Source organism: Lapidilactobacillus luobeiensis (assembly GCF_024345205.1).
Lineage (GTDB): Bacteria > Bacillota > Bacilli > Lactobacillales > Lactobacillaceae > Lapidilactobacillus > Lapidilactobacillus luobeiensis.
Window position 1 is genome coordinate 118,572 of record NZ_BROC01000005.1, and the last position, 13,720, is coordinate 132,291.

9 protein-coding genes are annotated in these 13,720 nt (G+C 46.4%); 2 read left to right on the forward strand and 7 right to left on the reverse strand.

All coding sequences use genetic code 11. The features are described 5' to 3' along the window. Positions 1–44 precede the first annotated feature (44 nt). On the reverse strand, positions 45–2,387 hold the full coding sequence (locus tag OCU21_RS03140; protein ID WP_261806054.1) for a glycoside hydrolase family 65 protein: 2,343 nt from the start codon (positions 2,385–2,387) through the stop codon (positions 45–47). 409 nt (positions 2,388–2,796) lie between these two features. After that, positions 2,797–4,464 carry a glycoside hydrolase family 13 protein gene (locus tag OCU21_RS03145; RefSeq protein ID WP_261806055.1) on the reverse strand — a complete coding sequence of 556 codons (1,668 nt, stop codon included), beginning with the start codon at positions 4,462–4,464 and terminating at the stop codon, positions 2,797–2,799. Between the two features lie 423 nt (positions 4,465–4,887). Here OCU21_RS03145 and OCU21_RS03150 point away from each other — a divergent pair, with 423 nt between their 5' ends. Next, positions 4,888–5,271, forward strand: a complete 384-nt coding sequence (locus tag OCU21_RS03150; protein WP_261806056.1) for an OsmC family protein — start codon at positions 4,888–4,890, stop codon at positions 5,269–5,271. A gap of 185 nt (positions 5,272–5,456) precedes the next feature. Here the strand turns inward: OCU21_RS03150 and OCU21_RS03155 are convergent, their stop codons facing one another. The 5 genes from OCU21_RS03155 to istA all read right to left on the reverse strand — a co-directional run bounded on the left by OCU21_RS03155 (position 5,457) and on the right by istA (position 11,300). Next, positions 5,457–6,050, reverse strand: a complete 594-nt coding sequence (locus OCU21_RS03155) for a lipoprotein BA_5634 family protein (protein ID WP_261806057.1) — start codon at positions 6,048–6,050, stop codon at positions 5,457–5,459. Positions 6,051–6,263: 213 nt separating this feature from the next. Then, a complete protein-coding gene (gene trhA, locus OCU21_RS03160; RefSeq protein ID WP_261806058.1) occupies positions 6,264–6,932 on the reverse strand; it encodes a PAQR family membrane homeostasis protein TrhA in 669 nt (222 codons plus the stop codon). A 171-nt stretch (positions 6,933–7,103) separates the two neighbouring features. Then, on the reverse strand, positions 7,104–8,768 hold the full coding sequence (locus OCU21_RS03165; RefSeq protein ID WP_261806059.1) for a peptide ABC transporter substrate-binding protein: 1,665 nt from the start codon (positions 8,766–8,768) through the stop codon (positions 7,104–7,106). 562 nt (positions 8,769–9,330) lie between these two features. Next, complete coding sequence (gene istB, locus OCU21_RS03170; RefSeq protein ID WP_261806060.1) at positions 9,331–10,053, reverse strand: IS21-like element helper ATPase IstB; 723 nt, start codon at positions 10,051–10,053, stop codon at positions 9,331–9,333. 11 nt (positions 10,054–10,064) lie between these two features. Continuing rightward, complete coding sequence (gene istA, locus OCU21_RS03175; protein WP_261806061.1) at positions 10,065–11,300, reverse strand: IS21 family transposase; 1,236 nt, start codon at positions 11,298–11,300, stop codon at positions 10,065–10,067. A 973-nt stretch (positions 11,301–12,273) separates the two neighbouring features. Between istA and OCU21_RS03180 the strand changes: the two genes are divergently transcribed. Next, a complete protein-coding gene (locus OCU21_RS03180) occupies positions 12,274–13,716 on the forward strand; it encodes an ISLre2 family transposase (protein WP_261806062.1) in 1,443 nt (480 codons plus the stop codon). The last annotated feature ends 4 nt before the right edge of the window (positions 13,717–13,720 follow it).

Below are 13,720 nucleotides of genomic sequence, written 5' to 3' on the forward strand. Positions count from 1 at the left end.
ATTAGTCTGTGATAAGCCTATTCCTATCGCGCGTCGATGTGCCCCTACTCGTTGATCCCACGCCGCTTGATCACCAAAGGTTGGTCGGTGGGCACGGGATAATTTTGTTCGTTGGCGCAGATGGAAACGTTGGCTGTCGCGGTGACGTTGAGCACCGTGACTTGGTTGGCGTCTTCAACGAAATGTAGCTTTTGGCCATGCCACCAGAGGTAGAAATCCAGCCGTTGCCAGGCGGCCGGTAAATTCGGCGCGACCCGCAACTTGCCGTTAAGGTAACGCACGCCGCCGAAGCCGAAGATCGTCATCAACCAGATCCCGGCGAGCGAAGCGGCATGAACGCCGGCATCGCTGCTTTTCATATTGGGACCCAAATCGATATCGCGTGCTTGTTGGTAATACCAATAGGCCTTATCGTCCAACCCCAGATCGGCGGCGAAATCCGTGTAGGTGCACCGGGACAGCGAAGAATCATGGGTGGTGCGCGGCTCATAATAATCCCAATTCTTCTGTTTGACCGACTTGGCGAATTTGTCCTCGAACATGTACAGCAATAAGATCACATCGGCTTGCTTGGTCACCTGCAATTCATTGATCTGATCCAAACTGAAATGATCAAACAATTCATCCACCGTGCCCAAAGTCAAGTATTTACTCAGGTCGATCTTTTGCTTGCTTAAATAAGCGTCATCTTGCGGAATAATCTCGTCTTGATTAGGCTCCGGTACGTACAGCAAAGGCAACTTGGTCCCCAAATCCTCATGCAACTTATGCAGATTCATTTGCTGATCCAAGCGAGCGTACAACGCCGGATCCGTTTGCGGCAATTTTTTGACCAAGTCCAAGGCCAACGCCATATTCCAGTGAGCCATGTAATTGGTGAAGGCATTATTGTTGGCGTGCTCCTTGTACTCGTCAGGCCCGATCACATCGCGGATCTCATAACGCTGCTTGGCCCCCTGCCAATCCAGCCGACTGGCCCAAAACCGCCCCGTATCCAAAATGATCTCCGTTCCCATCTCCTGGGCGAATTGTTGATCTTGGGTCGCTTCGATATATTCATTCACGCCAAAAGCCACGTCGGCGGTAATGTGTTGCTCAATGAAACCTGACCAGATCTTCGTCGCCTTGCCCGTGACAATGTCGGTGGCGCCCCACACCGACGCGGTTTCGCCCTCCGTGATCCAGGCAGACTCCCAAGGATACTGGGCGCCCGTGTAACCATCCGCCGCCGCTTTTTGTCGGGCGCCAGGCAAGGTCAAGTACCGATAAGTGACCAAACTGCGGGCCACAGCCGGCGCCGTGAAAATAAAATAGGGCAGCATAAATAGATCAGTATCCCAAAAGGTATGACCCTTATAACCTTCGCCAGACAAGCCTTTCGCGCCGATATTCATCCGGGCGTCATGAGCCGGTGTCATGATCTGCAAGTGATAGCGCGCGAAATTTAGCGCTAACTGATCCCGGAAATCCGTGGAGGTGATCACCAACGGCAATGGCCCCCAAACTTGATCATGCCAAGCCTGGGCTGACGCTTGAACAAGTTGATCATAGTTTTGGTCCCGCAAGCTCTTGGCCTGATCCAGCCCCCGCTGCTGCAAACTTTGGCGATCATGATAAACGCAATCATTGTCTCGCGACGTGTAGATCGTCGAAATGTTTTCAAAATTCAAGGTCTGCTTGGCCGCCAAGGTCAAATGGTAGGTGGAGACCAGTTTCCGCCGGAGCATCGCCGTTTTGGCATCGATCATCTGCGAGTCTTCGCCGTCGAAGCGATGACTAGAAGTGATCACGAAATTGATCTGCGAGGTGTTGGTCTGGGTCAGCAATTGCAACGTGTGCTCCGGATAAAGCCGCTTGATATCGTCATTGAAATGCTGCGTCCCCCGATTGGTCACCTGCCCATCGATCCCCACCGTCATTTTCAGTTGCGCCGCCGCTGTTAAGGGCGTGATCTGGACCTTTTCTCCCAAAAGATGCCGATTCGCCAAAGAAACGAAGCGGGAAAAATGGAACTGATAAGCTGCACCGCCGATCGTCCACACGAATTCCCGGGTCAGCTCTCCTGTCTTCAAGTTCAGCGTCCGCAAATAGGCGGTCACGGTCCCACTAGTCAGATCCAGCAATTGCCCATTCAAGAGGATCTTCAATTGGAAAATATCGGCCAGATTAGGCAATTCGCTGGCTTCACTGCCAAACTTATCAAAGCTACCTGCAATAAAGGTGTCGCGCTGCTCACCCAAATAGGATTCTTCCGTGGCCGCGCGGGTCCCCAAGTAGCCATTGCCTAGCGCAAAAATCGATTCATATTTATTTAGATTACGGGGGTCAAAACAAGCCTCTGACAGCCGCCAAGGATCATCGGGATAATATTTGATCGTGCTATGCATTGCGTTCGCCTCATTTGTTTTGAAACGTGTTCACCGACGCCGTTTGCGTTATAACGCTACGTCTAGACATAACGCCGGCACCTGCTCTTTGTTTCATCATACGGCGCAGATCAGCCGACCTTCAAATAAAGCGGTCCCAAAACCAGACAAGTTTTTTTAAACACTCGCAATGTCGCCTACTCCCAAAAGTCGGCACAGGATTAGCTACGTAAGTCCATGAACGCATAGCAAAAGAGACTTGCTCTTACAATCAGCAAGTCTCTCAAAGAAACAGCGTGTGAACTAGCCCGGATAGCTTCCAAGCATTAGCCTTGGCTGGCACACGCGTTTCAAAAATTTTTAATTATCCACTCTAACGTTCATGGTCGCAGTCGGTTGACCACCAATGATCAACCTGCTACCACAGCACCTATTTTACCAACAAATAAGCCTTGGCTTCATACGGTCGTAACGTCTGTCCTTGATCATCCGGATAGTTCTTGATCAAACAAATATTCGCTTCATTCTTCAAATCAGGCAAATCAACCTGAACCGTGTCGGCGCTAAAGTTCGTCACGACCAACAGGGATTGCTTACTGTCATGACGGTGATAAGCCCAGATCCGCTCATCGTCAGGCAACAATAGTTGATAGTTTCCATAAACGATCACAGGATACTGATGACGCAATCCATTGATCCGTTGGTAGAAATAATAGATCGAATTGGGGTCAGCCAACGCCTTCTCCGCATTGATTTCGGTATAGTTGGAATTGACTGCGATCCATGGATCGACGCCTTCGCCAGTAAAACCAGCGTTCAGCGAGCCATCCCACTGCATTGGTGTCCGCGCGTTATCTCGCGACATTTTGTGAGCGGCCGTGATGAACTCCTGATTGGTCAATTCATGACGTTGCTCAACCAAATCGCGATAAGCGTTGACCACTTCGATATCCCGATAATCTGAGATCGAATTAAAGTCATAATCGTTGGTCATGCCCAGTTCTTCGCCTTGATAAATATACGGCGTTCCTTGGAGAAAATGTAGCGCGATCGCCAACATCTTCGCGGATAACACCCGATATTCGGGCGTGGAATCATCGCCGAAGCGGGAAACCACCCGGGGCTGGTCATGATTATTCCAATAAAGTGAATTCCAAGCCTTATTGTTCAACTCCATCTGCCACTTACTCATGATCCGTTTCAATTCAGGTAAACTAAACTGCCGTGGCTTCCATTTACCAAATTTCGGATCCTGATCCACACCCATATGCTCGAATTGGAAAACCATCTCCAACTCATGCCGATCGAACCCAGCGTAATTGATCGCGTCATAAGGCTTCACATCAGGCGTTTCGCCAACAGTAATGATGTCATATTTCGATAATACTTTCTTGTTCATTTCCAATAAATAATCGTGGACATAGGGACCATTGGCCACTGGCGGCAAATAGCCGGCGCTGTCTGGCAAGAAGCTATCCGGTTTCGAGATCAAGTTGATCACGTCCATCCGGAAGCCATCGATTCCCTTGTTCAACCACCACGCCATCATCGTGAAAATCGATTGGCGCACATCAGGATTTTTCCAATTCAAGTCGGGCTGTTTCTTCGAGAATAGATGCAAATAGTATTGACCACTAGCCTCATCAAACTGCCAGGCCGAACCACTGAAAGATGACTGCCAATCATTGGGTTCATGCCCATCGACCGGATCATGCCAAATATAGTAATCCCGATACTTATTGTCGCGGCCCTTTTTGCTTTCAGCAAACCAATGATGCTCATCGGAAGTATGATTGACCACCAGATCCATCATGATCTTCAAACCGCGGTGATGAGCCTTTTTCAACAGTTCTTCAAAGTCAGCCATCGTGCCAAAATCCTGCATGATCGCTTGATAATCCGAAATATCATAACCATTATCATCATTCGGAGATTTGTAAATTGGGTTGAGCCAGATCACATCGACTCCAAGCGTCTTGATGTAATCCAAATGTTGAATGATCCCTTGCAAGTCACCAATGCCATCGCGGTTCGTATCCTGAAAACTACGGGGATAAACCTGATAAACGACAGCCTCTTGCCACCAATGCTTTTGCATACAAAAACCTCCATGTCGAATTCTAAGTGTTCGTTATCTTAAGATTAGTTGAATTGGTACGGCTTTGCAAGCCAAAACTGTGGCTTTCGCCTAAGAAAATCCGGTGGATCCTCCAGTCCAGCGTTACGCTTAATGAAAGCCAAAATCAATTTCTACAACGCCGTTATAGCGTCACACAGTCCTTGATCAGAATACCGCCCTTTTCCTGCGCAAACCTGCTAAAATAGAGAAGTGATTCGTATTCGTCATGGCCCAACATCTCGTGGCAAACTGTGCTGGCGCTATTCTCCTAGAAGCAAGAGCCCACTTCCCCAATCATAGCTAAGTCAAGGCTCAGGTACCTCTCGAGTAGCGAATCCGTAGCTACTAATTCTCAGCACCATTAATTCTCATTTCATCTAATGAAAGGATCTGATTTTTAACATGGAGACTTTGACCTTCAATCAAACCGAACAAGGATTACAGAATACGCAAACAGAAACTTGGACGTTTAGGCGGGGCATTGGTTATGCCCCAGTCCAAGCACTGGTTTCGGCAATTGCTGTCTGCGAAAGTTATGTTTATCAAGAAATCCTCACTAATTCAAAAATCCCCTTCACTTTTCAAAAAACGACGGTCAGTTATGAACGCGTTACCACCGGTTCCGTCAACCCGCTCAAAACAGTGACCGTCACTTTCTATGTCCAGATCCCTGAAGCCAAACAAGGCTTAGCGACCCGTGCTTTACGCTTAGTACAAGCCAATTGTCCGGTCACGCAATCCTTGGACCCCGCGATCAAGCTCAGTGAACAGTTGCAATTGATCTGATCGACACCATCTGAACAAGGCGGCATACCCTTAGCTCCATAAATAATTTAACGTTAGCCCCCACCAGATGACCCCAGCAAAAAAGACCGACCAGTTTTGATAATCCTCTCTGCAGATTAAACAACTAAATTTAATCCCGAGGCATTATCATCACTGGCCGGTCTTTTTTGAAACGTGCCGATCACCTACAAGTCTTGATCAAAAATCTGCAGTGATTCACCGTCAAAACTACTGATTTTCTTTGCCGCATCATCTTTCAAAGTCAACACCGCTACTTGAGTCTTCGTGCCATGGAACTGTTGAAAATCTGAATTGGTCAAGATCAAGATATTTTTAGTAAACGCAGATGTTTGTCCTAAAACAACATAATCACGGACTTTAGCTCGATAAATAACACCCTGTTGATCAATGAGTTTATCGGTGCTGCCGTTTTTCGAATAGATCACCGGTAGTGTCGCCGGCGCTTGCGTCAACGCCTTGAATCGATAATCATCTTTACCTTTCTTCGTGACCTTTTTCAAGCCTTTTCGAGCTACCAACTGTTGTGCCTGTTGCGCCGAGATCACCAAAGTATCGGTTGATTTTTGATATTTTGCAGTCAAGATCAGCTTAGTCGCGATCTCCTGCTGTTGTGTTTTTAAAGTCGTATTTAAGCGTTCTTGTTGTGGATCCACGATCACTAATCCATGAACAGGTTGATGACCAAATTTGGCATAAAGGAAGTAGCCACCCACGACCGCCGCGGTTATCGTGACGATCAAAGTCAAAAGTTTTTTCATTAGAGACCTCCAGCTGAGCTTTGTTGTCTCTATTAAACCGGAAAATCAACCGTTCAGCCATTGACCTGACTAACAAGTCACGAACAAAATTGTTAGATGATCAACTTATCCCAACCAGTCAACTAGATGATCCGCTTGACCCTCTAGCACTTAAACCCGCTGATGACTGGCTTTTAGGCCGGCTAATTCATGAGCGCGCCTGATTTAAACTGATCAAACATATAGATAAACGGAGAAAAACATTAGGATCGAACCCAGCAACACGAACAAATGCCAGATCACATGAATGAATTTGATCCCACGCATGCTATAAAGCAAGGCGCCAAAGGTGTAGGCAATCCCACCAGCGATCAATAACCAAAGTCCTGTCTGGCCGATCGTTGCTGCTAAAGGCTTCGCGGAAATAATCACGATCCAGCCCATCACGACATAAAGGACCGTCTCAAAAATGGGATGCTTACCCACAACAAAGATCTTATATAAGATACCTAATAAGGCCAATCCCCAGATCGCGCCAAACATCGTCCAACCTTGCCACCCGCCGATCGCGACCAATGTATACGGGGTGTAAGTCCCTGCGATCAAAATAAAGATCGAACTATGGTCAAAAATTTGAAAAACGTGCCGGGCTCGGGTGAAAATCAAACTATGGTAAAGCGTCGAACAAAGGTATAAAACGACCAGCGAGGCGCCATAGACTGAAAACGTGACGATCCTCAACGTATCATGAGTCCCACCAGCCTTGAGCACCAGTAAAACCAATGCTGTAATTGCCAATCCCACGCCGATACCATGAGTGATCGCCGAAAAGATTTCATTTAAGACCAGATAGCGTCGGGTTGGATGTTGGGGCGCTGTAAATAATTTTTTTGCTGTTGACATGAACTCAACCTCGATTCAGTTTAGAAATAATTATAAGTATTCTGTCAAAAGTTATTATAGCATACTATCTAGTTTTTAAAACTAGATAGTGTCAAAAAATAAACCCACAAGTGATCAGCCACTTGCGGGTTTATTGATTATCGTAAGATTATTTTTTAAACAGTCAATGCTTTATTTACTGATAGATGCATACTTATAGTTCCATTGCGTACCGGCCGTGTTATGAATGATCCCTTTGACCTGCGATTTCTGCAAGTAGGAATAGACGCTTTGATATAACGGCGTAACGCCTTGCTCTTTCATTAATAACTGACTAGCGTCCACCAGATCTTGCCACCGTTTTTCAGCGTCATTAGCATCCGCGTTCGATGCTTTGGCAACCAAAGCATCATAGGCTGAATTGCTATACTTGCCATAGTTATATGGGGTCCCTGTTTCGGGGATCTGCAAGAATGAGATTGGATCGTTGAAATCGGCGCCCCAACCAGCTAAGGCGATATCAAAATTACCAGCTTCGCGTTCGCTTGATGCAACGGTCGATGGCACGGCGCGGATCTTGATCGTTAACCCTGACAATTCTTTTTCGAGTTGCCCCTTTAGATACTGGATCACGATATTGGTCGAAGGATCATCACCATTATCATTTCCTGCCAATAACGTTAAGGTGATCTTCTTGGTGCCGGTCGCCTTTTGAGCTGCGGCCCAGTGTTCTTTAGCGGCGCTAAGATCATAGTCGATCGTTCCCGCTGTTTGCTGATCCTTAGAGAAATCCGAACCATCACTAGGGCTCTTAGCAAGATCCGTTGAAACAAATCCTGTTGGGACCAAGGAACCATTTCCTAAAACTTTCTTGGTCAACTGCTTACGATCGATCGCCAAGGAGATCGCCAACCGCGCATCACGATTACTCAATAATTCCCGCTTCGCAGCATCGCTACTTTCATAGTTATAACTTAAATAGCTAACGTAAGAGTACGGATATTGGGTATACTCAGGGTCATTCTCATAGGTAGGAACTTGTTCATTCGACAATTTACTAAGATCCAATTTATCGCTTTGGTACAGATCCAAACTAGTTTGAGCGTTGGTAACCACCGCGTAAGTGATTTTATCTAATTTAACTTTGTCAGCGTCCCAATATTGGTCATTACGGACAAATTGCCAACTATTGTTCGTCCCCCTCCAGCCAGTCATCTTGAAGGGACCACTATAAACCATATATTTAGAATTCGTTCCGTATTTCTTACCATATTTTTTGACGATTTTTTCACTTTGTGGCCCAAATAAAGGGTAAGCCATCAGCACTTTAAAATAAGGGATCTCTTTATCCAGTTGCACCACAACGGTTTTATCATCAGGCGCCGCGATCCCCAGCGTCGCTGGTTCTTTCTTCCCTGCGTTGATCTCCGCCGCATTCTTGATACCTTCAAATAGATAAGCGTACTGTGACTTAGTTGCTGGGGTCACCGTTCGCCGCCAAGAATAAACAAAATCCTGCGCCGTGATCTGGTCACCGTTACTCCATTTAGCATTGCGCAATGTGAATGTATAAGTCAAACCATCAGCGCTAGTCTTAACTGACTTGGCCAAACCTGGCGCTACTTGACCATTCTTGCCCAGACGATAGAAACTCTCAAAAATATTCCCTGTCTGACCATAACCACTGGAAGCCGAAATATCGATCGTATTCATTTGCGATGCTACGGGTAAACGCAAGACCTGCTCTGCAGTCTTACTAGTCTTAGTGTCTTGTTTTTGCCCGCAAGCAGCTAACCCCGCGATCCCGAGTACCACGATCAAACTACCGACTACTGCTTTTAATTTTCGCCCTGTCATTTTTTCTCCACCTTTTAAAAATCTTCAATCAATCTATTGAAACATAAAATTGAAACATAAAACAAAAAATTGCGTTAAAAAAACTGTGCACGAAATGGTTTCATGCACAGTTCATCCCAGACTAAATCAGTTGTGTTCAGCAACATCACCGCCGAACCGATTTACTGCGGTCCCAACTATGCATCCAGTTCGCGTTCAAGCAACAACATGCGCAACATTCAACTGAATTATTTTGTTGATTTGTCATAGTAAGGACCTCCCGTTTCATAATTGACTTTATCATACTTGGTAATAGTAAGCCTGTCAACCGATAACCATCTTTAACTGCAAATTATTTCCCGGGAAATAAACGTCTCAAACGAATGAAATTCAGAATCGCGGTGTAAACTGCCCTTTAGGACACTTTGCTAAATCAATATTATATAATGTGCTGATGGAATGTGCCACAAACGTGCCACCCCACGAAAAAAGAGAAGCGTGTTGGCTTCTTTTTTTTACTAGCAAAACGTTATACTGAGTTCGGGCTTCTTGTGTTTGGCACTCACCGAGGACCATTTAGTCGTTATGATTTCCCGGTGATTTTTACTACGCTCACATGATGAACCAGGCGATCAAGGATTGCCGTTGTGACGGTCGGATTCTGGAAAATATCTACCCAGCTAGAGAACTCACTGTTGCTAGTGATGATGGTCGATTTTTGTTCATATCTCGCATTAATGAGTTGGAACAACAGGTTGGCTTCGTCATGTTCGATTGGTAAGTAGCTAATTTCGTCAATGATTAACAGATCGTACCGGGCAAATCGGCGCATAATCCGCTCGATGTAGCCCTTCTCGTACGCAGTGCGAAGCTGTGCGAGGAGATTGTGGCAGGCGGTGAAGAACACCCGCTTGCCTTGCTCACAAGCTTCAATGCCAATCCCAATCCCAATCGCAAGGTGGGTCTTACCCACCCCAGGATTCCCAATTAAGACAATGTTTTCGCGGTTATCAAGGAAGACCAGATTCTTGAACTCCATTATCTGGGTTCGATTCAGGTTTGGTTGGAAGTCAAAGTTGAATTCGCCTAGTCGGCGTAATACAGGAAAATGAGCGCGCTCAATCAGACGAGCTACTGCTTGTTGCTGGCGGAAACGAATCTCTTCGTTGGTTAGGGTCACCATCGCTTCCGTGAATGTTAGTTGCTTTTGTTCAATCTCAGTCATGAAGTTAGGCAAGAAGGCACTCATTCTGGTTAATTCCAATTTTTCCAAGTTGCTAAAAAGGGTTTGGCTCAGGCTTGTCATTTTGGTTCCTCCTAAAGTTGATCATATTCTTGAAGATGTCGCTTCACATATTCACGGATTTCGTCGTTGGAATAGTCGCTGAGTAAATCTGACTTTAGAATTTCCATCATGTCATTTGGATGGTAGTTGAGACGTTTAGCACTAAGGACGTGCTTACTGATTTTTTCTCCGTTATAATAAATATGAATTGACTGCTCATCATTGGACACTTCGATGTCGACGGTGCGTCCGATGTAGCGGGGATTTACTGAGTACCTACTCTTCCGAAAGTTAACCATTGCCTCCTTGGTCACGATACGGTGAATATCGTTGCTAAAGTACGGTCGTAATAGGTTTTCCGCAACGGAGTGTAGGTACTCTTTTTCTTGGTAAAGCCATTTATCTTGTGGTACTTCGTCGGTTGCTTGCGAGACCTCATGATTCAACTCGTCATTCAAATCATTGACCAATGTGATTAATTCCTCTCGTGCGGTAAATTCCATGTTGTAGGGTGCCAGACGCTTTGTGGTGCGAGATAAAGCCTCTACGCAGTCCTTTGTCTGTGGCCTAAACGGTCGACACGCAATTGGATTGAGTCCCGCATCTTTTGCGAATCTCCAGAATCGTTCGTTAAACACCGCGTGACCAAAGTTGGACTTGGCATGATTGATGAGTGTTTTCGCGTTGTCACACCATATCTCTTCGGGAACACCACCTGTTGCTTTGAACGCATTGTTCAAGCATTCAAGAATTGTGTCCTGCGAACGGTCGTAGGTGAGGGTCATGTACTTCAGTTTTGAATATGGCAACACGTAGAGATAGATATTGAATTTGAATTCCTCTCCGTCGCTGTTAACCATGCGCAGATCTTCTTTCCAATCAATTTGCGCCGATAGGCCAGGTGTATGCTCGACACGGATTGTCGCTTTGTGAATCTGTTCCTCTCTAAATTGACCACAGAATCGCTTGACGAGGCCGTACTGGCCGGTGTACCCGCGCTTCTGTATGAATTTGAGGATACTCATCGCCGACGCGTTAAACCGCTCCACCTTGTCTTGAATGAGTGGCTTATATTCTTCCAGAATGCTTACTCGTTGTGTTGTGGGCGCGTGTGCGACCTGCTTACCTGATTGTGTTAAAAGTGATTGCTCGTAATGGCGTTTCGCTGTCCGATAATCACACCCCATCTCCCTGGCAATAGCCGCAAAATTCGGCTTGATTTCATCCTTCACTATTATTGAAACCTTTCCGTATACATCTAGTCTCATGCTGGTTCCTCCTCAAATACATGAGACTAATCATACTAAAAAATGTAGGAAAACCGACATTTTTGAAATGCCATTTTCGATTGCCATTTACACTTGAAGTGCAAAAGCTGATAGACTAGGCCAAAAAGGCCATGATAACCTTGCTTATAAGCACCTTATGCATATAAGCAAGGAGTCATCATGACCCACTCTCAGATTAGCACGACAGGACAACATCAATAACTCAGTTTAGACGAACGGGGGGAAGCTTTAAGCACTCCATCAAGCTGCTTTTGTCATCGTTCAAACCGCCGAGCAGATTTATCGCAACAAGTTTACGGTTAGCCGTGAACTCAGGCGTGGCAATACCGAACAGATCCGTGGTGCTGGCAGACACTACCGGCGTTACTTTGCCGAAATCGGTGTTACCGTATACGAGAAGAACAGTGCTTCGTGTTGCCCAGGCACACACTTAGAGCAGTGCTCAGAATTCTACGCAGAGCTTATGGTGGTGCTCAGAGTGTCTCCTCGAATCCGCAGCGTTGATAGCTTTGTGCACAGATATAAGCGGGTACATCCAGAACTGCCATGCCGGTTTAGCGCGACATCGACAAGAGCCTCTTAGAGGTGCTTAACGGTGATCTACCGATGAAGCCACCCATCATTTTCCAAAATTAGGATGGAGCCAAACCTTTTCGGATGCTTTGCGGCATTTTTGTATGCGCTATCCGTAACATGGCTACTCTTTGTGAATTAAATTTCGTGGCAAACAAGCTTCCAGTTCTTTATCCTTTGCGAATGTCTATAGTTTTGATTTTTTGAAGCAGGTCTTTAAATTGTTAGATGGCCGTAAGCGTGTTTGGTCTTAGTGTAAAGTTTTCCTCGGGAGGTCAAAGTCAAAAGAATAAATTGTCCACAAGACAAAATTGACAAAAGAAGACTGCTAGTCCTCTAATTGAGTTACCACACAACAAGTAGAGAGAAGCAGTCTTCCATGGAATCTATTGTAGCAGTAACTCGTGATATTTTGAAGAAAACAGAATCGTTTATTCAGTTCGAAGCTAAGTTTATTCCTGTGTTGGCGGAGCTAGTTTGTACTCAAGTTGCCGAGGCATTCGAAGAACTTGATGATCAGCTGTGTCTGGGAAAAGATTGGGAGATTCTCAGGCGGGATAAGCGAACAGTGCAGTGTTTGTTTGGCACGTTACAATTTCACCGCCGGTTAGTTCGAAGCAAAGATGGAAAACAAAGTTATCCACTGGACACGTTGCTTGGCTTAGCCTGCGGACGACGTTATTCACCGATGATGATGGCACAGGTCGCCAACCTCGCTTCGCATGCGGTATTGCGCACAGTCTCAATGGCCGTGGATGCTTTCACCCCAGGCTCAATCAGCTTTCAGACCGTCGACAAAATTTACCAACAAGTAGGCGCTGACCTGAAGGAAGTTGAAGCTGCCAAAGCGGCCGCCGCAGCGACGAGCAATGAACCCAAACGCGTTGTATCGCGCTTGTTTATTGAAGGCGACGCCTTCCAGATCAAGCTCAAAGGTGGCCGGCGAATCTACGTGCATCGCCTACAGGTCAGCGAAGGTGTCGAAAAAAATGGCAAGCGACATCAGTTGATCAATCGCAAGGTATTCAGCGGTCTTGATCGCGAGAAGGTCTTTGATCAGATGTCAGCTTATTTGGATGCGCACTACGACAACAGAATCACCGAGATCATCACAGGCAGCGACAACGGTAGCGGTTATGAACCCAATGTTTTTCAGGTGTTTGCCAAGACTCGGAAGCAACACACGCACATCTTGGACGTTTACCATTTGAACAGCAAGCTCAAAGAACGTTTCAACATGATGCCAGTTGAGCTTAAACAACGTCTCCGCAAGGCGATTTTCACCGGTGATCATAAACGAGTGAATACAGTGATGGACACCGTCGAAGCAATCGTGACCGGCGGTAACGAATACGACCAAGACGACGTTGAGAACGTCGAGAGCTTGCGTAACTACCTTGATTGTAATTGGACCAGCATTGCGCCTTTAGCGACCGTAGATTGGCACCATACAGGTTTGGGGAGCTGCGAGAGCAATCACCGCGCCTATACTTACCGCTTGAAGAAACAAGGTCGTAGTTGGAGCGTGCCCGGGCTAACCGCAATGCTTGAGATCATCGATGCCGTTCAAAATCACGAACTCGCCGAATCGTTAAGCCAAACCACCGTCTTCGACACACCGCTTCCAAGCGTTGATTCAGACGGCGTTCAGATCCCCAAAGACTTCAGCTTGAAGACATTATTTGGAGGTTTCGCTCGAGCAGATGGCGAACACGCGGAACACGTTGGCGCACGACGTGGTGTGATTGACGCGCAAGGGTTGAGCGGAACCTCATTCGGTCGGATGGCGCACTCGTTGAACAACCTAAATCTGATTGGCTAGAACT

Bases quoted from the DNA above. Each gene is read 5' to 3' on its own strand.
- OCU21_RS03140 (WP_261806054.1), bottom strand. From the start codon at position 2,387: ATGCATAGCACGATCAAATATTATCCCGATGATCCTTGGCGGCTGTCA.
- OCU21_RS03145 (WP_261806055.1), bottom strand. From the start codon at position 4,464: ATGCAAAAGCATTGGTGGCAAGAGGCTGTCGTTTATCAGGTTTATCCC.
- OCU21_RS03150 (WP_261806056.1), top strand. From the start codon at position 4,888: ATGGAGACTTTGACCTTCAATCAAACCGAACAAGGATTACAGAATACG.
- OCU21_RS03155 (WP_261806057.1), bottom strand. From the start codon at position 6,050: ATGAAAAAACTTTTGACTTTGATCGTCACGATAACCGCGGCGGTCGTG.
- trhA (WP_261806058.1), bottom strand. From the start codon at position 6,932: ATGTCAACAGCAAAAAAATTATTTACAGCGCCCCAACATCCAACCCGA.
- OCU21_RS03165 (WP_261806059.1), bottom strand. From the start codon at position 8,768: ATGACAGGGCGAAAATTAAAAGCAGTAGTCGGTAGTTTGATCGTGGTA.
- istB (WP_261806060.1), bottom strand. From the start codon at position 10,053: ATGACAAGCCTGAGCCAAACCCTTTTTAGCAACTTGGAAAAATTGGAA.
- istA (WP_261806061.1), bottom strand. From the start codon at position 11,300: ATGAGACTAGATGTATACGGAAAGGTTTCAATAATAGTGAAGGATGAA.
- OCU21_RS03180 (WP_261806062.1), top strand. From the start codon at position 12,274: ATGGAATCTATTGTAGCAGTAACTCGTGATATTTTGAAGAAAACAGAA.